The following is a 20,126-nucleotide window of genomic DNA, read 5'->3' on the forward strand; positions in this document are numbered from 1 at the left end:
TGAGGTTCCCGTGACGGGCCGTCAGGTCTTCGCTCAGCCTCAAGAGCGTCCTGTCGATACCTACGCAGCACCGCAGCAGGACTCAACCCTTCACGGGCTCCTTACGGGGCTCCAGACGTTCAATCCTGCACTCCAGGAGTACGTCAACCTGGAGAACCAGAAGGACGCCACTCAGGCCTTCAAAGCAGGCACCTCAGCGGGCCAGCTCAGTGACGCTGGGCTCATCGACGCGCAGACCGGAGGTATCAAGGTTCCGCCTCCGTCCGCTGACTCCCGCGTGGACCCCGCGTTCACCGATACGTTCGCTCAGGGCTATCGCAACGCGGTCGGTCTGAAGATTGGCAATCAGGTACAGACGGACATCCTGAGCGCCTATCAGGAGCACAAGAACCAGGATGGGTTCGACCCAGAGAAGTTCCTCCACGAGCAGGTAGCGCAGCATACAGCTGGCCTCACTGACCCCGCGATTGTCGATCAGGTCTCCAAAAGCGTCGCTACGACGGCCGATAGTGTCCGCAAGGATTACGCTCAGGTCCAGTTCCAGCGTCTGAAGGAAACCGCATTCGGCAACTTCTCCGCCGTCGCTGATGGCGTCCTGGACCCGACCAAGAGCCTCCAGCAGATGTGGGATGGGGTTCAGCAGACGCTGGAACCGATGCGTGGTCAGATGGGCATGATGACCCGCCCGGAGATGGCCGACATGCTCCTGGACAAGATCAACAATCTTTCCTCGCAAGCCGGTGGCCGGCCGGAACTGTTCGACCTGTTCACGCAGTTCAAGGACCCTCACACGGGCCTGACGCTCCAGCAGATGAACCCGAAGATTCAATCTGAAGCCACCCGCCTCCAGCATCGGGCTCTCGAAGAGCAGAACCAGCGCATCGAGCAGTCGCAGCAGACGGACTTCTTCAAGAGGACCGTGGCGGATGAAGAGGCAGCGAGTCAGGGCAAGCAGCCGGACATCAATGACTTCGTGAACCGCATCGGCCCGCTGAATCAGTTCAAGAGCGCAAGCGCGGCTCTGGGCGAGTATCGACGGCTTCAGAGCATGGCTGATAGCGCGTTGCAGGCTCAGCAAGCAGTGCGCGCGGTTAGCACGGGGACCGCTTGGGCTCTAGGCCAAAAGGAGGCTCAGGCAGCGCTTGATTCAATCCAGGAGCCAGCAGTGCGGGCCATGCTAGGTGCTGCTAGTGCTGTCGAATCGGGGGATTTTTCAAGAGTGCCAGCCGTGGAGCAAGCGGTAGATCAAATCATCCGTACTACGTCTCTGTCCGGCCGCAGCGACATCGCAAACAGCAAGCTCAAGGCTCTCATTGATGGGACGGTCAATGCTGCCCCAACGCGCGACGGGTGGATTTCCAGCCAGTTTAGGATTGCCGCGTCCCTTTATGCTCATCTACCGGACCAAATGCGGGCGCTCTATTTTGACGAGAAGGCAAGCAATCTGTTCCGTACATATACGAAGCAGGTTGCGGCTGGTGTGTCAGATGGAACGGCATACGAGACGGCGTATCGGACGTTATCGCCTGAAGCGCAGAAGCGCGCGAATGAGCTCACCAGTGATCCGCAATGGAAGGCTCAGGTGGCCAAAGATGTATCCGGACTAACTACCGGACTGCTTCAGCGGGTCTGGATCGTCGGGAGGCTTTTCGGAGGTTCACCGCAAAACGAAGAGGCAACCAGTACATGGGCACGCCTTCAGCTCCACGACTACTACTTGCGCAACCCAAGCGCCACGCAAGATCAAGCCAAGGCGTGGATTCAGCAACAGGTTCAGTCAAATTTCGTTTACGACTCGGTAAACAAAATGGACCTTCAAGTCCCTCCGAATCAGGCGAATGAAAAGACGCAGGAGGCCATTACGAACTATCTAGAGAAGGCGCGCGATAAGTACGGGGAAGACAACAGCCCCGGCCTCATCTACGGCAAGGATGGTAAGTACACGCTGGCCGCATTCATCAACGGTGCGCCGGTTCACAAACTGGCGGATGTTACGTTCAGCCAGATCATGCAGGAGACGGCTGACACCAAGCTCCTGACGAAGGATGAGCGTGCGGTAATGTCCATGCTGCATCAGAAACTCGTAACCAACACGGCTACTTCTCAGGACCTCATCGAGAATTCCGCAGTGCTCGCGAAGGCGTACAACCTCAACCAGATCAACGACACGATGCGTGGGCAAATTGCGAAGGTTCGGGAGGGAGCTTTCAATGGAGCGCTGAGTAACGTATTCAACTTTCCGACCACGCCCGCGAGCTTTGCGGGGCTGTCAGGTTCTCGCCTCACCGGCCAAGGTTCGAAGATTCAGGTGAAGCAGGCTGAAGATTTCCTCTTCAGCGTCAATCGCCTCAATCCACTCGAATCCACCAGCTTGGCAGCTTCGCTTACTGCTATGGGCGAGGGGCTGGTACTCAAGGCAACGCCTGACCCGAACCCTAAGGCGGGCTTGAATGTCGGCTACGGCTACAACCTCAGGGCAAATGACGCAACCATCGGGGAAGACTTCCGCCGCGCTGGCATTCCCACCGACCGCATCGACGGTATCAAGGCGGGCACCGTTCAGATTACCCCTGAGCAGGCCGCGCGGCTCCTGGAGGTATCACTGCCGCGTTACGAGCAGCGAGCCAAGCAAGCTGTAGACGCCGCGCGTCCGGGGCTTTGGTACACGATTAGTGCGGGTCAGCGTGCTGCACTGACTGATGTGGCGTATCAGGTCGGAGATGTGGGGCAATTCCAAAAGGCTATTGGAGCTCTTGCTCGGAAGGACATCGGGGGCTTTAACGAAGCGCTGAAAGTCACCTACTTGGCTGACGATGGCACCCGCCGCGAAGATCAGCGTAGGAACAATCTTCGTTCTCTGATGATTAACGGTATCTCAGCCTGGACACAGGGGCTCGCGGAAGCAAAGCGAACTGCGAAATAGCCCTGTCCATCCGCTCCCACCCATGCCGCCCCGCCAGTGATGGTGAGGGCGGCTTTTCTTTTTCAACCTCAGGAAACCTATGAACCAACGTAACGAAACCCTCATGGCTCTCGATGGAGCCTTTGCGCCGCTGCTGTCTGTAGTCGCTACGGCTACGGACGGGGCCGCAGTGTTCAACGATGACGGCACAACCATTCGAGCTCAGAGCCCCTTCGAGCTCGCATCAATTATCCGCAGTAACCCACCCGTGGCCATCGCGAAACGTGAAGGCACAGCGCGTTGGGCGTGGGGCTTCCCTGGCTGGGAGAGGCATCGGGATGAGCTTCAGGTGGCTGGGTTCGGGAAGCACACGGGAATCTCTGATGAGTTCTTGGCGCTGGCCGGATTTGACCGGCAGGAACTGGCCAGGGAACTGGCGGTGCTGGAGGGCCTGGGTCACGTGGCCTTCATCGAGCACAGCGGCGAAGCAAAGGAGGGCGCGTGAGTAACGCAGGGCTGCTTCCGTGGGAAGGGGAGGATGAGCTGGTGGAGGCGAAGGCTCATGCGTTGGCCGCTCAGCATGCCTGCTTAGCTAACGGCGGGAGGCCTATAGAGGCTGAGGTGCAGCCTATGGCCTCCGCGAAGACGCCCGCATGCGATGCCGATGCGCCCAGCGACACCACACCGCCAGACCTCCCGGAAATCAGCGCGTTCGTCCGCAGCCTGGGCGGACTCAACAGCGTGGCCATCTTCAAGGACCTTCTAGCCGCTGACCTGCTGACCCACAGAGCGGGCCACTATCAGCAGCGCTCCCGGAGGTATGGCGATGCGGAGTGGTTTCGTAGCGTCAAGGTGGATCGGGGCCACGCGCTGTATGTCACGCCAGCCGGTCAGGAGCTAATCAAGCAGCTCAAGAGGGACGGGAAGCTGACCAAAGCTCTGACTAAGCAGCCACTTACGCCTCAGCAAAAGAAGAGGCGGGAGAGGGCGCGCAAGGCAGCGAAGGATAAGCGGGAGGCAGAGAGGGCAGCACTGGTAGCAAGTCAGCCGGCCGTCCTGGCCAAGCTCGACCAGACCATCGAAGAATGTATTCAGCGACGTGGAGCGCTTCATGAACGTCGGTCGCTGCGTAGCCTGCCGGTAGCAGGCTAGTCAAGATTCGCCTGAATTTCAAGGAAAGATGCGCGCGCAACGAATGGCATCAAATCAATTTGAGCCCTCACTTAGGTGGGGGCTTTCGTTTTTCTAGAGAGGATGGATATGGGTGGCGTGGTGGTCGATGAATCCGAGGCGCGCGACCGGCACTTCAGCGGCTTCCTGGTTTCGGGAAGTGAGCAAATGGATGAGCTTGTTCGCGATGTAACGAGCAAAGTCGAAGCGGCTATGCCGAGGAAGCGGGCACGGCGCGTGGTGGACCAGCAGATGTTCGAGGCTCAGGTTGAAGCGCTTGTGTGCGAGGCCATCTATCGCGAGCTGGAGGCTTCGGAGCAGTGGGTGACAATCCCCAGAGCAAAAACGAAGCTCGGACAAGAAAGCCGTTATCGGGCTCCCGTGCTGCGAGCCAGTATCGCCACCGTACTGGATGCCCTTTCCGGGGCTTCAGTGGGACTTCTGGAGCAGCGCAAGGGTGAGCCGTCAGCATTCGCGCGAGGCCCGCAGACGACGTTCAGAGCTTCCGAAGCACTACTTGCTCAGGCATTCCGCCTTGGCATTGGTTGGGACGATTTTGACAGGCTGGAGGGGGAAGAGGTCATTGTCCTCAAAGAGGCACGGGAAGACCATTGGAGTGACCCGGAGCGACTGGAGTATGCGGACACCGACGAGACCAACAGATACCGTGAGCAGGTGCGCGAGATTAATGGATGGTTGCGCAGTGCTGACATCAAGATGGCCGGTGTATCAGGGCAGGGCGTAGACCTAGGGAATCGGTATCTTAAGCGCTATTTCAACGCGGGCAGCTTTGAACTGGGCGGACGGCTCTTTGGCGGTTTCTGGCAGGGAATGACCAAGGCCGAGCGAAAGGGCTTGATTATCGACGGAGAGCAGGCGGTGGAGCTGGACTTCAGCCAAGTCGGTCCGCGAATCCTTTACGGCATGGCCGCGACCAAGATGGACCGCGATGCGTATGCTGTCCCCGGCTACGAATCCAATCGAGATGGAATCAAGAAACTATTCGCGGCGATGATCAACACCGGCGCTCCGCTCGTCAGATTCCCTGCGAAGACCCGGGAACTCTTCCCACGGGGAGCCAAGGTGACAAGCGTGTGTAGCGCAATCCTGAGACACCACCCGGCCATTGCTGACCACTTCCATAGACAGAGAGGTTTGGCGGTCATGTTCCAAGAAAGCCAGATTATGGTCTCTGCGTTGCTGCGCATGAAGGCCGCTGGCACCGTCGCATTACCCGTTCACGATGCTGCTATCGTGGCTGCCGGTCGTGTGGGGGAGGCCAAGGCCATCATGCTAGAAGAGTTTCAAGCCCATACTGGGCTGGATGCAGCAGTGAGCATTGCTTGATGGCCGACCGCATGGAATCCAGTAGCGGAGCATAGGTCAATCTTCAGGCTGACTACTGAAGCCCCTGCGGCGTGCTTCACTGGGCTGACTGAGTGTGGGTCTGTGATGGGCAATACTCACGAGCACACACCCACCCACCTCTCTCCCTATATCATTAGTTCACCCTCAGCCACCTTAGTAGGGCGCGTAAGGAGCGGCACTAACCGAGCCGTGTGAGCAGGCTCCTAGGGTCCAGGTGCGTATAGCGCTTGAGCATCTGAAGAGTCTTGTGACCACTGATGGCCGCAGCCTCCATCATGTTGAATCCCTTTTCGAATAGGCGAGATACTGCCTCATGCCGGAAGTCGTGGAATTTGAAATCCTCCATGTCGCAAGCAATGCGGGCTGGCTTGAAGCGCCGCGCTATGCTGCCCCTCAGGATGTCAAATACGTACCGGTCGGGGTTCACTGGGAGTGTTCGGAGGGCTGCCACTGCTGCACGTGACAGAGGGACCGTGCGGGGTGTGCCATTCTTGGTGTCGGGGAGATATGCAAGCTGACTATCCAGGTTGAGGTTCTGCCAAGTGAGCGTGGCTATCTCACCACTTCGCATCGCTGTTTCCACCGCGACAATTATGGCGACCTTGAGCCATTGGTCTCCGTTCCGGTCGCACCACGCCATGAGCTTGTCTAACTCCCCGGGCCGAAGGCGGCGGTCTCTAACGTTCCCCTGCTTGATTCTGCGCATGGCTTTCCTGGGGTTTTGCAGGTCCTCATAGCCCCAGTCAGTACGCGCAACTTCGTATAAGTGGGAGATCAATGCAATCTCGGTGCGTATGGTGGCAATTGCGATGCCGCGCGCTAAGCGCTGATTCATATGCGCGGTCAAGTCTGCGCCCCTGATACTGTAAAAGGGGCGGTCTGCTAGGGGATGCTTGAGCCATTGATTGATGACGCTCATCTCGGTACGGGCGCTTTTCTTGAGCGGCGTTACCTCTTGCGCATATTTGTTGAGGGCCTCCCTTAGCGTGATGTCGCTGCTCTGGGCTGGGAGCTGCACGACAGACGTGGTCGCCTTCGCTTGCTGGTTGATCGGTGTTCTAACGGGGAGCATCTTTCCTGGAAGATGATCCTGTAGCCACTGCTCGGCCTCTTCAATAGTGGCAAAGCTGCGCGTCTTTACCTTCCTGTCCGAGTAGGATATGCGGGCCTGAAACCGCCCGCTAGGGAGTTCGGTGATGTGTTCCATTGCTGCCTCTCTGATTGATTGTCAGGGGATGCACGGTAGCAATGGGATAGGGCCTTGCGTAACCCCGTGGGGTACAGTGGATAACCGCTTGAGCTGGGGCAGCAATCCTCTAGTGGAGCACTCAGTGCGCAGGTTCCCGCATGCTTCACGAAGCCAAAAAAAACAACACGCGCCGGCTCCGAAAGCATCTCAATTCGCTATCATCAGGAGGCCGCTAAGAGGGCGGCAGGTGCGTCCAGATTTTGTACTAGTTTTGTCTCTGGTTTTTTGCTCGGTTGCCTAACCGATTGATTCGAAGGAAGAAGCGAGCCCCGCTGTTAGAACGGGTAGTTCTCGGCGGCGATGCCGGCCTTGGTCAGCGCATTGAACAGGGTGGACTTGCCGACGTTGGGCAAGCCGACGATGCCGCATTTGAGACTCATGGAATCCTTCGGACGGGTAAGGCGGCGCGGCCGGACAGGGCACGGCGGCGCGGGAAAAAAGGGCGGCCGGCGCGTGGGGCGCGGCGGGCCGACGGTCAAAGTCGCTATTGTACCGTGCCGACGCCCCGGAATCCGGGCGGGCGCCGAACGGCCGATGCGGCGGGCCGCCGCGCTGCCGCATCGGCCTGCGATTCTGCTGATTTCCCGCAAAGTCCGGCCGCGTAAGGGTTTGGCCCCGCGGCTATAATGCCCGCCATGACTGCCCACCACACCTTCGACGTCGCCGTGGTCGGCGGCGGGCTCGTCGGCAAGACGGCCGCGCTCGCGCTGACCCAGTCCGGCTACAAGACAGCCTTGCTCGCCCAGCCGGCCACGCCGCGCCCCGCCGATCTCGCCTTCGACACGCGCGTCTACGCGCTGTCCTCCAGTTCGCAGGCGCTGCTCGAGCGGCTGCGCGTCTGGCAGGCGCTCGATCACAGCCGGCTTGCGCCGGTCTACGACATGCGCGTGTATGGCGACGCGCACGCGGAACTGCATTTCTCCGCGTACCAGGCGTCCGTGCCGCAGCTCGCGTGGATCGCCGAATCGTCGCTGGTCGAGGCGTCGCTCGACGCCGCGCTGCGGTTCCAGCCGAACCTCACGTGGTTCGATGCGCGCGCACAGGGCTTCGACGTGCGCGACGACGCGGCCGTGCTCACGCTGTCGTCGGGACAGGTGCTGGAAGCGGACCTCGTCGTCGGCGCGGACGGCGCGCATTCGTGGGTACGCTCGCAAATGGGGGCCAAGGTCGAGCGGCGCGACTACCGGCAAACCGGCGTCGTCGCGAACTTCAAGGCATCGCTGCCGCACCGCGAGACCGCCTACCAGTGGTTCCACGAAGGCGAGATCGTCGCGCTGCTGCCGCTGCCGGACGGCCATGTGTCGCTCGTCTGGTCCGCGCACACCGCGCATGCGGACGAATTGCTCGCACTCGATCCGGCGCAGCTCGCGGCCGAAGTCGAGCGCGTGTCGCACGGCCAGGTCGGCACGCTCGACTGCGTGACGCCGGCTGCCGGCTTCCCGCTGGCGCTGCAGACGGTCGACAAGCTGATCGCACCGCGCGTCGCGCTCGTCGGCGATGCCGCGCACCTGATCCACCCGCTCGCGGGGCAGGGGATGAACCTCGGCCTGCGCGACGTCGCGGCGCTTGCCGACGCGATCGCAGGCAAGGAAAGCTTCCGCAACCTCGGCGATACGGTGCTGCTGCGTCGCTACGAGCGTTCGCGTCGCGAAGACATCCGCGCGCTGATGGTCGCGACCGACGGGCTGCAGCGGCTATTCGCGGTGCCGGGCTCGCTCGCGAAGGCCGTGCGCAACGCGGGCATGGCCTTCGTCGGCGCGCAGCCGCTGGTAAAGCGCTGGCTCGTATCAGCCGCGCTCGGCTGATCGATCGAACCTTCGGCCGCTTCGCCGGTCGGACACGGTTCCGTTACGGCGTACACTGTGCCGTGCACTCCGATTGAGCTGAAGGAAGAATTCGATGAAAAAAACGATCCGCATCGCGTCGCTGGCGCTGGCCGTCACGATGGCGACGCTTGGCTGCACCGCGCAGGCCGACCAGACCACCGACAAGCTGAAAGCAACGCTGCAGGCCCGCCTCGGCAGCGACGCGCCGATCAAGAGCGTGTCGAAAGCGCCGGTCGCCGGCCTTTACGAAGTCAACCTCGGCTCGCAGATCATCTATAGCGATGCGGCAGGCGATTACGTGCTGCTCGGCGATCTCGTCGACACCAAGACGCACAAGAACCTGACCGACGCGCGCCTGTCCGAAATCAACAAGATCGACTTCGCGAGCCTGCCGTTCGCGAATGCGATCAAGGTCGTCAAGGGCAACGGTGCCCGCAAGATCGCGGTGTTCTCCGATCCGAACTGCCCGTATTGCAAGAAGCTCGAGACGACGCTGCAGTCGGTCGACAACGTGACCGTCTACACGTTCCTGTACCCGGTGCTGTCGCCGGATTCGACCGCGAAGTCGAAGGCGATCTGGTGTGCGACCGATCGCGCGAAAACGTGGCAGGGCTGGATGCTCGACCACCGCGCGCCGTCCGGCGCCGGTACCTGCGATACGACCGCGCTCGACAAGAACCTCGCACTCGGCCGTGGGATGAACGTCACGGGCACGCCGACGATCTTCCTGCCGGACGGCCGCCGCCTGCCGGGCGCCGTGTCGGCCGACCAGCTCAACCAGGCGCTCGCCTCGAGCAAGTAACCGACCACCCGCCGGGCCGCATGGCCTGGCCAGCGAGGGGCGCCCGCATCTGCCGGCGCCTCTCTTCGTTTCCGCCGCCGTATTCGACCGACCGATTGCCACGATGACTCAGCCGATCCGCTATTCGATTGTTCCGAAAGATCTTGCCGCGCACCTGTTCGAAGTGTCGGTGACGGTCACCGATCCCGACCCCGAAGGCCAGCGCTTTTCGTTGCCGGTGTGGATTCCGGGCAGCTACCTCGTGCGCGAGTTCGCGCGCAACATCGTGACGCTCGGCGCCTTCAACGACGCGGGCCGCAAGGTGCGGATCGCGAAGACCGACAAGCACACGTGGCAGGCCGCACCCGTGAACGGCACGCTGACGCTGCGCTACGACGTGTATGCGTGGGACCTGTCGGTGCGCTCCGCGTATCTCGATGAGTCGGGCGGCTTCTTCAACGCGACGGCCGTGTTCCTGAGCGTTGCGGGCCGCGAGGATGCGCCGTGTGAAGTCGACATCGCGAAGCCGGCCGGTGCGGCGTTCCGCGCATGGCGCGTCGGTACGTCGCTGCCCGAGGCGCGCGGCACCAAGCGCTACGGGTTCGGTGCATATCGCGCAGCGAACTACGACGAGCTCTCCGACCATCCGGTGACGATCGGCGAATTCGCGCTCGCGACGTTCGACGCGCACGGCGTGCCGCACGACATCGTGATCGCGGGGCGCGTGACGCAGCTCGACCTGGAGCGCCTGCGCACCGACCTGAAGCGCGTGTGCGAAGCGCAGATCGCGCTGTTCGAGCCGAAATCGAAGAAAGCGCCGATGGACCGCTACGTGTTCATGACGCTGGCGGTCAGCGACGGCTACGGCGGCCTCGAGCACCGCGCGTCGACCGCGCTGATCTGCAACCGCACCGACCTGCCGGTGAAGGGGCGGCCCGAAACGACGGAAGGCTATCGCACGTATCTCGGGCTCTGCAGCCACGAGTACTTCCATACGTGGAACGTGAAGCGCATCAAGCCGGCGGCGTTCGTGCCGTACGACCTGTCGAAGGAAAACTACACGTCGCTGCTGTGGCTGTTCGAAGGCTTCACGTCGTATTACGACGACCTGATGCTGGTGCGCAGCGGGCTGATGTCGCAGGACGAATATTTTGCGGCGCTCGGCCGAACGGTCGGCGGCGTGCTGCGCGGCACGGGGCGCCTGAAGCAGAGCGTCGCCGAAAGCTCGTTCGACGCGTGGATCAAGTACTACCGCCAGGACGAGAACGCGACCAATGCAATCGTCAGCTACTACACGAAGGGTTCGCTGGTCGCGCTCGCCTTCGATCTCGCGATCCGCGCGCAGACGCGCAACAAGAAGTCGCTCGACGACGTGATGCGCCTGCTGTGGCAGCGCTACGGCCGCGATTTTTATCGCGGCAAGCAGGCAGGCGTCGAGGAGAACGAAGTCGAGGCGCTGATCGAGGAGGCGACGGGCGTCGCGCTCGGCCGCCTGTTCGCCGATGCCGTGCACGGCACGCGCGACCTGCCGCTCGCCGAACTGCTCGCACCGTTCGGCGTGACGCTCGCGCCCGATGTGGCGAACGGCGCGCTCGCGAAGCCGACGATCGGCGCGCGCCTGCGCGGCGGCGCGGACTGCACGTTCGCGGCCGTCTACGAAGGCGGCGCCGCACATCGCGCGGGGCTGTCGGCCGGCGACACGCTGATCGCGGTCGACGGGCTGCGCGTCACGGGCACCAACCTCGACGCACTGCTCGCGCGCTACCGGCCGGGTGACAAGGTCGAGGTTCACGCGTTCCGGCGCGACGAGCTGCGCACCGCGAAACTGAAGCTCGACGGCCCGGAAGTCACGCGCTACCGGCTGACGGCGGCCGCGAAGCCGGCTGCGGTCTCGAAGGCCCGAGAGGCCTGGCTGAAAGGGTGAACGGTCGGAAGCGGGTATCGGGGCACGATCAAAGATTGTTCTGCTGCTGCAACAATCCGTCGCCCTGAACCCGCTTTTTCGCGATCATGCGGCCACGCACAATGGCGTCACTCGCGCTACCAAAGCGCAACCCTACTGGAGCCTGACATGACGACCATTCTGCAAATCAATTCCGCCGCGCGTTCGCAAGGTGCGCAATCCACGCTGCTGGCCAACGAACTGACGGCAAAGCTGCAACAATCGAACCCCGGCGCGAACGTCGTGGTTCGCGACCTGCTGGCCGATGCGCTGCCGCACCTCGACGAATCGGTGCTCGGCGCGTTCTTCACGCCGGCCGACAAGCGCACCGCGGAACAGAATGCGATCGTCGCGAAGAGCGATGCACTGATCGCCGAACTGCAAGCTGCCGACATCATCGTGATCGGCGCACCGATGTACAACTTCGGCATCTCGTCGCAACTGAAGACGTACTTCGACTGGATCGCACGTGCAGGCGTCACGTTCCGCTACACCGAGAACGGTCCGGAAGGCCTGATCAAGGGCAAGAAGGTTCACGTGGTGACGGCTCGTGGCGGCAAGTACGCCGGTACGCCGAACGACAGCCAGACCCCGTACCTGCGCACGTTCCTCGGCTTCGTCGGCATGACCGACGTGAACTTCATCTTCGCGGAAGGCCTGAACCTCGGCGCGGATGCGCAAAGTGCAGCGCTGGCTGGCGCACGCGAAGCGATCGCCGCCGCGTAAGGTCGATGCGGGTGCGTCGCACCTGCCGCGTCGCCCGATAAAAAAACGCCGCGTCCCGAAAGGGGCGCGGCGTTTTTGCATGCTGGCTGCCGTGGCGAACGAACGGCGGTGCGGCGGTTACGCGAGCGTTTCCGCCACGTCAGGCAGGCGCCAGTCGATCGGTTCGCGCCCTGCGTCGACCAGATAGTCGTTCGCGAGCGCGAAATGGCGGCAGCCGAGGAAGCCGCGGTGCGCGGACAGCGGCGACGGATGCGGCGCCTCGAGCACGCGGTGCGCGCTGGCGTCGAACAGCGCGCGCTTCGCCTGTGCGTGGGCGCCCCACAGCATGAAGACGAGCCCCTGATGGCGGCCGGCGAGTTCGCGGATCAGCGTGTCCGTGCATTGCTCCCAACCGCGCTTCGCATGGCTCGCGGCGGCCCCGCGCTCGACCGTCAGCACCGTGTTGAGCAGCAGCACGCCCTGGCGCGCCCAGGTGTCGAGGCAGCCGTGGCGCGGTGTGTCGTGGCCGAAGTTAGCGGCGATTTCCTTGAAGATGTTGCGCAGCGACGGCGGCGTGCGCACGGCCGGCGGCACCGAGAACGCGAGCCCGTGCGCCTGCGGCGTGCCGCGATCGTCGCCGTGGTACGGATCCTGGCCGAGGATCACGACTTTTACGTCGTCAGGGCTCGTCAGGCGCAGCGCGCGGAACACGTCGGTCGGGTAGACCGTCTTGCCGGCCGCACGCTCGTCATCGACGAAGCGGCACAGCGGCGCGTACGCGTCGCTGTCGGTAAAGGGTTTCAGCACGTCGCGCCAGACGGGCGGCAGCGCGTCGAATTGCGCGGCGAGGTGCGGGACGTCGGCGGCAACGGGCTGCGGTGCCGTCGGGGCCGCAGCCGGAGCGGCGGCTTTCTTGCCGGGCTTGCGTCCGGCCGCGGGCGCTTCGGGCGCCGGCGGCGGAATATGGGCCGGTGCCGTTTCCGGCACGGGATCATCGAACAGCGACGCCTGTTGCGGCGCGCGGGAAGTCTTGCGGGTTGCCATGCGTGATGCGAGTTATTGCGCGCGCAGCCGGTAGCCGCGCTGCGCCTTGCTGATGTTTTCGGGAACGAGGCCCGGCAGCGCTTGCTGCAATTCGGCGGCGAGCGTTGCAAGCGCCGCCTCCGGGCCGTCGATCAGTTCGAGTTCGATTTCGCTGATCGGTTCGCGGCGCGTTTCGTGTTCCGCCTGGACGACGATCTCGCCGAGGTCCACCGCGGCTTCGACGGTTGCGCCGCCGATTGCGATGCGCCACAGCGTACGCGAAAAATCCGTGCGAAACAGCGCCGACAGCGAGCCGGCCGCATCATTCAGCGCGGTGGCGGCTTCCGGCACGTCGCAGGCCGCGACGAGCGCGTCGATCTCGAGCGCGTCGCCGGCGACCGGCAGTTCCCATTCGTGGCGGCGATGCAGGCCGCCTTCGGCGCTGCCGACCGTCTTGAACGTCTGCAGCCAGCCTTGCGGCGTGCGGCGCACGCGCACCGCGCTTTTCGAGCGGGCCAGCGCGAGATCGGGCGTGTCGTAGTAGACGTTCGCGAGCGTAATCTCACGACCGGGTTCGCCGGTCAGCGTCTCGAAGAAGCGTCGCGCGGCGTCGGCCTGGCCGGCCGGCAGCGCGAGCTTGATTTCCTTTTCGATCGCCATCAGAAGAACATCCGTGCGAGTTCCTCGCCCGGCTGCCCGGCGCGCATGAACGCCTCGCCGACGAGGAACGTGTTCACGTTCGCCGCACGCATCGTGTCGACGTCGGTGCGCGACAGGATGCCGGATTCGGTCACGACGATCCGGTCCGCCGGAATCATGTCGAGCATGTCGAGCGTGGTCTGGATCGACGTCTCGAACGTGCGCAGGTTGCGGTTGTTGATGCCGAGCAGCGGCGTCTTGAGCGTCAGCGCCTGTTCCATCTCGTTGCGGTCGTGGACTTCGACCAGCACCGCGAGGCCGAGCGAGTGCGCATACGCTTCGAGATCCTGCATCAGCGGCGTGTCGAGCGCGGCGGCGATCAGCAGGATCGCGTCGGCACCCATCGCGCGCGCTTCGATGATCTGGTACGCGTCGACGATGAAGTCCTTGCGCAGCACCGGCAGTTCGCAGGCCGCGCGCGCTTGTTCGAGATAGCGGGCGCTACCCTGGAAGAACTGCTCGTCGGTCAGCACCGACAGGCACGCGGCGCCGTGCGCTGCATACGAACGCGCGATGTCGGCAGGCACGAAATGCTCGCGCAGCACGCCCTTCGACGGGCTGGCCTTCTTGATTTCGGAAATCACGGCCGCGTGGCCGGCCGCATGCTTCGCGCGCAATGCGCCGACGAAGTCGCGCAGGTCGCGCGCGGACGCTTCCAGTTTCAGTGCCTCGAGCGGCGCGCTGCGCATGGCCGCCGCGACTTCTTCGCGCTTGACGCCGATGATTCGGTCGAGAATGTCGCTCATGTGGATTCCTGCTTGATTCGTAAGGGGAGTCAGCGCTTGAACTGCTGCGTGAAGCGCACGAGTTCGTCGACTTTCGCGCGGGCCTTGCCGCTCGCGATCGCTTCGCGGGCGAGTTGGATGCCGTCCGCGATCGACTCGGCGACGTTCGCCGCATAGAGCGCGGTGCCGGCGTTCAGTGTGACGATCTCACGCGCGACGCCCGGCTGGTTGTCCAGCGCACCGAGCAGCATCGTGCGCGATTCGTCGGCATTTTCCACCTTCAGCGTGCGGTTCGACACCATCTGCAGGCCGAAGTCTTCCGGATGGATCTCGTATTCGTGCACCTTGCCGTCGCGCAGCTCGCCGACGAGCGTTGCCGCGCCGAGCGATACCTCGTCCATCCCGTCCTTGCCGTACACGACCAGCACGTGCTGCGCGCCCAGGCGCTGCATCACGCGCACCTGGATGCCGACGAGGTCGGGGTGGAACACGCCCATCAGCTGGTTCGGCGCGCCGGCCGGGTTGGTCAGCGGGCCGAGGATGTTGAAGATCGTGCGCACGCCGAGCTCGCGGCGCACGGCCGCGATGTTCTTCATCGCCGGGTGATGGTTCGGCGCGAACATGAAGCCCATGCCCGTTTCGGCGATCGACGCGGCAACCTGGTCGGACTGCAGGTCGATGTTCACGCCGAGCGCCTCGAGCACGTCGGCGCTGCCGGACTTGCTCGATACGCCGCGGTTGCCGTGCTTCGCGACTTTCGCGCCGGCCGCGGCCGTGACGAACATCGACGCGGTCGAGATGTTGAACGTGTGCGAGCCGTCGCCGCCGGTGCCGACGATGTCGACGAAGTTCGAGTTGTCCTGCACCTCGACGTGGTTCGCGAATTCGCGCATCACGGTCGCGGCGGCGGCGATCTCGCCGATCGTCTCCTTCTTCACGCGCAGCCCGGTGATGATCGCGGCCGCCATCACGGGCGACATGTCGCCGCGCATGATGAGCCGCATCAGGTGCAGCATCTCGTCGTGGAAGATTTCGCGGTGTTCGATCGTGCGCTGCAGCGCTTCCTGCGGGGTAATCGTCATCGTGAGGCTCCCGTCAGGCGGCTTGCGCGGCCGCGGCGCGGGCCTGTTTCAGAAAATTCTCGAGCAGCGCGTGGCCATGCTCGGACAGGATCGATTCCGGGTGGAACTGCACGCCTTCGATCGGCAGCGTCTTGTGGCGCACGCCCATGATTTCGCCGTCGTCGGTCCAGGCGGACACCTCGAGGCAGTCGGGCAGCGATTCGCGCTCGATCGCGAGCGAGTGATAGCGCGTGACGTCGAAGTGCTTCGGCAGGTCGGCGAATACACCGCGGCAGTCGGTTTCGATCTTGCTCACCTTGCCGTGCATGATGGTCTTCGCGCGCACGACGCGGCCGCCGAAGGCCTCGCCGATCGCCTGATGGCCGAGGCACACGCCGAGGATCGGCTTCTTGCCCGCGAATTCCTTCAGCACGTCGAGCGTGATGCCCGCGTGCTGCGGGTTGCTCGGGCCGGGCGACAGGCAGATCGCATCGGGATTCAGGCGCGCGATTTCGTCGAGCGTGATTTCGTCGTTGCGGTAGGTGCGCACGTCCTCGCCGAGTTCGCCGAAGTACTGGACCAGGTTGTAGGTAAACGAGTCGTAGTTGTCGATCATGAGCAGCATGGTCAGTCTCCGGTCAGAAGTCGCTATCGAGGCCGTCCTGGACCTGTTCGGCCGCACGCAGCACCGCGCGCGCCTTGTTTTCGGTCTCTTGCCATTCGGATTCGGGCACCGAATCCGCGACGACGCCGGCCGCCGCTTGCACGTAAAGGTTGCCGTTGTGGATCAGGCCCGTGCGGATCGCGATCGCGAGATCCATCTCGCCCGAGAACGACAGGTAGCCGACGGCGCCGCCGTACAGCCCGCGCTTGACCGGCTCGAGTTCGTCGATCAGTTCCATCGCACGGACCTTCGGCGCGCCGGACAGCGTGCCGGCCGGGAACGTCGCGCGCAGCACGTCGTAGTTCGTCATGCCGGGCTTCAGCTTGCCTTCGACCGAGCTGACGATGTGCTGCACGTGCGAGTATTTCTCGATGACCATCTGGTCGGTCACGTGCACCGAGCCGATTTCCGCGATGCGGCCGACGTCGTTGCGCGCGAGGTCGATCAGCATCACGTGCTCGGCGATCTCCTTCGGATCGTTGAGCAGCTCGGTCGCGAGTTCCGCGTCGCGCTCGGGCGTGTTGCCGCGCGGTCGCGTGCCGGCAAGCGGGCGGATCGTGACGATCTGGTCTTCGCCGCGCTTTTCCTGGCGCACGAGGATTTCCGGCGATGCGCCGACCACGTGGAAATCGCCGAAGTTGTAGTAGTACATGTACGGCGACGGGTTCAGCGAACGCAGCGCGCGATACAGCGACAGCGGATTGTCGCGGTACGGCTTCGTCAGACGCTGGCCGACCTGGATCTGCATCAGCTCGCCGGCCGCGATGTATTCCTTCGCCTGGCGCACGGCGGCCAGATAATCATCCTTCTTGAACTCGCGGAACGTCTCGGTGCGCACGCTCGCCGACGTGACCGGCGGCTGCACGGTCGTGCGCAGGCGCTGCTTCAGTTCGCGCAGGCGTTGTTTCGCCTTCGTATAGGCTTCGGCCTGGCTCGGATCCGCGTAGATGATCAGGTACAGCTTGCCGGCGAGGTTGTCGATGACCGCGACTTCCTCGGTCAGCAGCAACTGGATGTCGGGCAGGCCGAGATCGTCGCGCGGTGCGGTGTTCGCGAGCTTCTTCTCGATGTAGCGCACCGCGTCGTAGCCGAAATAGCCGGCGAGACCGCCGCAGAAGCGTGGCAGGCCCGGGCGCTGCGCCACCTTGAAGCGCGCCTGGAACGATTCGATGAACTGGAACGGGTCGCCGTCGTGCGTCTCGACGACCTCGCCGTCGCGTACGACTTCCGACACGCCGTTGCGGGTCCGCACGAGCGTACGGGCGGGCAGGCCGATGAACGAATAGCGGCCGAAGCGTTCGCCGCCGACCACCGATTCGAGCAGGAACGAGTTGGCGCCCGAGCGTTCGGGCTGGGCCAGCTTCAGGTAGAGGGACAGCGGCGTTTCGAGATCGGCGAGGGCCTCCGCGATCAGCGGGATGCGGTTGTAGCCTTCGTTCGCGAGCGATTGAAATTCGAGTTCGGTCATGTTCCGGTCCTGTTCGGGACGAGCGGCGCGTGCGCCAGGGATCACTTGACGCTGCGCGGGTTGCCGTCGGCGAAAGGGCGGTCGATCGAGAAGTGCCTGTTGCCGGCCGGCACTCCGGGCGTGAACGTCGCGAGCCAGCGGCCGCACCTGAACGCAAGCGTTCGGACGCGGTAGAACTCGAGGTGGTGCGACGATCGGCGCGCGGATGCGCAGCGAGATAAAAAACGGCGCTGAAGACGTGCTTCAGCGTACCTCATCGAAGAGGTTAGCGCGACCAGCGACGCCAGGGCCAGGCTCCCCGGTCGATGCTGCTCAGACTCCGTTTTTTATTCAGAAACATGCAGATGGAAGAAATAATCAGAGGGTTGGCCGGCCGGCGTTGTGCGCGGAGATCGCGCGAGCTGCGACCAGCAACGAATCGACTATACCATCCGAATTTATCGTTTGTATAGCTTTGCCATGGTTGTAGCCGTACGGCACCGTCAGCGTCGCCATTCCGGCCGCGCGGCCTGCCAGCGCATCGTTTTCCGAGTCGCCGATCGCGACTGCCGCATCCGGTGCGACGCCGAGCGCGTTGCAGGCCGTCAGCATCGGCAGCGGATCGGGCTTCTTGCGCGCGACGCTGTCGCCGCCGAGCACGATGCCGAAGCAATCGGCCAGCCCGTATTGCTCGAGCAGCTCGACCGCGAAGCGATGCGGCTTGTTCGTCACGCACGCGAGCCGGATGCCGGCTGCGCGCAGCGCGTCGAGACCGGCGGCCACGTCCGGGTAGAGGCGTGTGTGGCGGCCGTTGATCTTCGCGTACTCGGTCTGGTAGATCGCGAGTGCGTCGTCGAAGCGGGCGTGCGCCTCGTCGGCTGCGAAGCGCGGCTTCAGCACGCTCTGGATCAGGTGTTCGGAGCCCTTGCCGACGTAGCCGATCACCTCGTCGCGCGACGTGGCCGGCGCGCCGAGCTGCGCGAGCATCCCGTTCAGGCCGGCCGTGAAATCGTCGGCCGTATCGACCATGGTGCCGTCGAGATCGATCAGCGCCGCGTCGATGCGCGGCGTGGCGAAGCGGATCGGAGCGGCTTCCGGTGCGGCCCCGGCCGATGCATGGCCGGCGAGCGACGAGTCGGCCACGGCGTCAGCTCCGCTCGACGGTAGCGAGCGCGGCGCGCATCTCGTCGATCACCTTGCGGTAGTCCGGCTTGCCGAAAATCGCCGAACCCGCGACGAAGGTGTCGGCGCCGGCCGCCGCGATTTCCGCGATGTTGTCGGTCTTCACGCCGCCGTCGACTTCAAGCAGGATCTCTCGGCCGGTGCGCTCGGTGTACGCGTCGATGCGTGCGCGTGCTTCGCGCAGCTTGTTCAGCGTTTCCGGAATGAACGACTGGCCGCCGAAGCCCGGGTTGACCGACATCAGCAGCACGAAGTCGAGGCGGTCCATCACGTGGTCGAGGTAGTTCAGCGGCGTGGCCGGGTTGAACACGAGGCCGGCCTTGCAGCCGTGGTCGCGGATCAGCGACAGCGTGCGGTCGATGTGATCGGAGCCTTCCGGGTGGAAGCTGATCAGGTTGGCACCGGCCTTCGCAAAATCGGGCACGATCCGGTCGACCGGGCGCACCATCAGGTGCACGTCGATCGGCACCTGCACGTGCGGGCGGATCGCTTCGCACACGAGCGGGCCGATGGTCAGGTTCGGCACGTAATGGTTGTCCATCACGTCGAAGTGGATCCAGTCGGCGCCGGCGGCGACCACGTTGCGGACTTCTTCGCCGAGCCGTGCGAAATCGGCCGACAGGATGCTGGGAGCGATGCGGAATTGGGTCATGGCAGGGGAGCGGGGACGTTGCGGCGCAAAACCGCCATTCTACCGTCCGGCGACCCGGTGCGCGGCGGCAGGCCGTGCGGTCGAGGCCGGATTGCGCATAGAATGCCGAACCAATGCGGCGCGCCCGCGGCCCCGTTGCCCATGCCGGCGCGGGCAGTCATCTTCCAGCGGAAACACCATGAGTCAGTATCAATTCACCGTTTCGGTGAAAACCAGCTACTTGCCGGAACAATCCGACCCCGATCGCCGTCAATACGCATTCGCGTACACGCTGACGATCCGCAACACGGGACAGGTCGCGGCACAGCTGATCGCGCGTCACTGGATCATCACGGACAGCGAGAACCACGTGCAGGAAGTGAAGGGGCTCGGCGTCGTCGGGCACCAGCCGCTGCTCCAGCCGGGCGAGCACTTCGAGTACACGAGCTGGGCCGTGATCGCGACACCGGTCGGCACGATGCGTGGCGCGTACTTCTGCGTGGCGGAGGACGGCGAGCGTTTCGAGGCGCCGGTCGACGAGTTCGCACTGCACATGCCGCGCACGCTGCATTGAGCGGGCGGAGTGCGTCAGGGTGTTAGCGCGGCTTGCGGGTGTGCTTCTTTCTGCCCGACGACGTCCACACGACGATGAAGATCAGCAGGGCGAGCGCGACGAAGGCTTCGAGCGCGAAGATGAGCATCGGATATTGGTCGAGAAAATCTGACATGGCGGTTTCCATCAAGAACGGAC

Annotated in this window: 19 protein-coding genes and 1 pseudogene; 9 read left to right on the forward strand and 11 right to left on the reverse strand. The window is 63.8% G+C overall.

Annotated elements, in window-relative coordinates; genetic code table 11:
- Nucleotides 1-10: 10 nt before the first annotated feature.
- The 4 genes from CFB40_RS02470 (at nt 11) to CFB40_RS02485 (ending at nt 5,419) form a co-directional block, all read left to right on the forward strand.
- Nucleotides 11-2,923 carry a glycoside hydrolase family protein gene (locus tag CFB40_RS02470; protein WP_089430549.1) on the forward strand — a complete coding sequence of 971 codons (2,913 nt, stop codon included), beginning with the start codon at nt 11-13 and terminating at the stop codon, nt 2,921-2,923.
- A 79-nt stretch (nt 2,924-3,002) separates the two neighbouring features.
- Entirely contained in the window at nt 3,003-3,407 is a 405-nt protein-coding gene (locus tag CFB40_RS02475; protein ID WP_089430550.1) for a hypothetical protein, read from the forward strand.
- A gap of 125 nt (nt 3,408-3,532) precedes the next feature.
- Nucleotides 3,533-4,054, forward strand: a complete 522-nt coding sequence (locus tag CFB40_RS02480) for a hypothetical protein (protein WP_143329804.1) — start codon at nt 3,533-3,535, stop codon at nt 4,052-4,054.
- A gap of 117 nt (nt 4,055-4,171) precedes the next feature.
- Entirely contained in the window at nt 4,172-5,419 is a 1,248-nt protein-coding gene (locus tag CFB40_RS02485; RefSeq protein WP_143329805.1) for a hypothetical protein, read from the forward strand.
- A 199-nt stretch (nt 5,420-5,618) separates the two neighbouring features.
- On the opposite strand, the gene CFB40_RS02490 is transcribed toward CFB40_RS02485, so the two are convergent.
- Nucleotides 5,619-6,647, reverse strand: coding sequence for a site-specific integrase (locus CFB40_RS02490; protein ID WP_089430553.1), 1,029 nt, complete (start codon nt 6,645-6,647; stop codon nt 5,619-5,621).
- A gap of 320 nt (nt 6,648-6,967) precedes the next feature.
- Nucleotides 6,968-7,069, reverse strand: a pseudogene (locus tag CFB40_RS02495) (GTPase); the annotation flags it as partial.
- A gap of 246 nt (nt 7,070-7,315) precedes the next feature.
- On the opposite strand from CFB40_RS02495, the gene CFB40_RS02500 reads away from it, so the two are divergent.
- The 4 genes from CFB40_RS02500 (at nt 7,316) to CFB40_RS02515 (ending at nt 11,964) form a co-directional block, all read left to right on the forward strand.
- Nucleotides 7,316-8,494, forward strand: coding sequence for a UbiH/UbiF family hydroxylase (locus tag CFB40_RS02500; RefSeq protein WP_089424390.1), 1,179 nt, complete (start codon nt 7,316-7,318; stop codon nt 8,492-8,494).
- A gap of 94 nt (nt 8,495-8,588) precedes the next feature.
- A complete protein-coding gene (locus tag CFB40_RS02505; RefSeq protein ID WP_089424391.1) occupies nt 8,589-9,317 on the forward strand; it encodes a DsbC family protein in 729 nt (242 codons plus the stop codon).
- Between the two features lie 103 nt (nt 9,318-9,420).
- The gene (locus CFB40_RS02510; protein WP_089430554.1) at nt 9,421-11,220 is read left to right on the forward strand and encodes a M61 family metallopeptidase; all 1,800 of its coding nucleotides are present in this window, start codon (nt 9,421-9,423) and stop codon (nt 11,218-11,220) included.
- A 147-nt stretch (nt 11,221-11,367) separates the two neighbouring features.
- Nucleotides 11,368-11,964, forward strand: a complete 597-nt coding sequence (locus CFB40_RS02515) for an FMN-dependent NADH-azoreductase (protein WP_039362334.1) — start codon at nt 11,368-11,370, stop codon at nt 11,962-11,964.
- 117 nt (nt 11,965-12,081) lie between these two features.
- Here the strand turns inward: CFB40_RS02515 and CFB40_RS02520 are convergent, their stop codons facing one another.
- From CFB40_RS02520 to rpe, 8 genes are all read right to left on the reverse strand, one after another.
- Complete coding sequence (locus CFB40_RS02520) at nt 12,082-12,987, reverse strand: uracil-DNA glycosylase (protein ID WP_089424393.1); 906 nt, start codon at nt 12,985-12,987, stop codon at nt 12,082-12,084.
- A gap of 12 nt (nt 12,988-12,999) precedes the next feature.
- Nucleotides 13,000-13,626: a CYTH domain-containing protein gene (locus CFB40_RS02525; protein WP_089430555.1), complete on the reverse strand. Its 627-nt coding sequence runs from the start codon at nt 13,624-13,626 to the stop codon at nt 13,000-13,002.
- A complete protein-coding gene (trpC, locus tag CFB40_RS02530) occupies nt 13,626-14,411 on the reverse strand; it encodes an indole-3-glycerol phosphate synthase TrpC (protein WP_089424395.1) in 786 nt (261 codons plus the stop codon). Before trpC ends, CFB40_RS02525 begins: the two co-directional genes overlap by 1 nt.
- A 29-nt stretch (nt 14,412-14,440) precedes the next feature.
- Entirely contained in the window at nt 14,441-15,472 is a 1,032-nt protein-coding gene (trpD, locus tag CFB40_RS02535; RefSeq protein WP_043191545.1) for an anthranilate phosphoribosyltransferase, read from the reverse strand.
- Between the two features lie 13 nt (nt 15,473-15,485).
- Entirely contained in the window at nt 15,486-16,076 is a 591-nt protein-coding gene (locus tag CFB40_RS02540; RefSeq protein WP_089430556.1) for an aminodeoxychorismate/anthranilate synthase component II, read from the reverse strand.
- 13 nt (nt 16,077-16,089) lie between these two features.
- Nucleotides 16,090-17,583 carry an anthranilate synthase component I gene (gene trpE, locus CFB40_RS02545; protein WP_089424397.1) on the reverse strand — a complete coding sequence of 498 codons (1,494 nt, stop codon included), beginning with the start codon at nt 17,581-17,583 and terminating at the stop codon, nt 16,090-16,092.
- A 357-nt stretch (nt 17,584-17,940) separates the two neighbouring features.
- Nucleotides 17,941-18,705: a phosphoglycolate phosphatase gene (locus CFB40_RS02550; RefSeq protein ID WP_089424398.1), complete on the reverse strand. Its 765-nt coding sequence runs from the start codon at nt 18,703-18,705 to the stop codon at nt 17,941-17,943.
- Nucleotides 18,706-18,709: 4 nt separating this feature from the next.
- On the reverse strand, nt 18,710-19,396 hold the full coding sequence (gene rpe / locus CFB40_RS02555; protein ID WP_011883156.1) for a ribulose-phosphate 3-epimerase: 687 nt from the start codon (nt 19,394-19,396) through the stop codon (nt 18,710-18,712).
- Nucleotides 19,397-19,574: 178 nt separating this feature from the next.
- Between rpe and apaG the strand changes: the two genes are divergently transcribed.
- Complete coding sequence (apaG, locus tag CFB40_RS02560; RefSeq protein WP_011350820.1) at nt 19,575-19,949, forward strand: Co2+/Mg2+ efflux protein ApaG; 375 nt, start codon at nt 19,575-19,577, stop codon at nt 19,947-19,949.
- A 22-nt stretch (nt 19,950-19,971) separates the two neighbouring features.
- Here apaG and CFB40_RS38950 read toward each other — a convergent pair whose 3' ends face one another.
- Nucleotides 19,972-20,103, reverse strand: a complete 132-nt coding sequence (locus CFB40_RS38950) for a hypothetical protein (protein WP_256940834.1) — start codon at nt 20,101-20,103, stop codon at nt 19,972-19,974.
- Nucleotides 20,104-20,126: the final 23 nt, after the last annotated feature.

Origin of the sequence: Burkholderia sp. AU31652, assembly GCF_002223155.1 — a bacterium.
Taxonomy (GTDB): Bacteria; Pseudomonadota; Gammaproteobacteria; order Burkholderiales; family Burkholderiaceae; genus Burkholderia.